Below are 240 nucleotides of genomic sequence, written 5' to 3' on the forward strand. Positions count from 1 at the left end.
CCCGTAGGACGTATGCGGTATTAGCGTTCCTTTCGAAACGTTGTCCCCCACTACCAGGCAGATTCCTAGGCATTACTCACCCGTCCGCCGCTGAATCGAAGAGCAAGCTCTTCTCATCCGCTCGACTTGCATGTGTTAGGCCTGCCGCCAGCGTTCAATCTGAGCCATGATCAAACTCTTCAGTTCAATACTGCTTGGGTTTTTAAGAAACCCTAAACTTGGCTCAGCAATCTCAAATGA

General features: G+C 50.0%; 1 rRNA gene. It reads right to left on the reverse strand.

What is annotated here, in order from left to right:
- Positions 1 to 186 (reverse strand): 16S ribosomal RNA (locus DM807_RS28225); the annotation flags it as partial.
- Positions 187 to 240: the final 54 nt, after the last annotated feature.

The sequence above is a fragment of the Pseudomonas hunanensis genome, from assembly GCF_013393325.1.
Classification (GTDB): domain Bacteria; phylum Pseudomonadota; class Gammaproteobacteria; order Pseudomonadales; family Pseudomonadaceae; genus Aquipseudomonas; species Aquipseudomonas putida_P.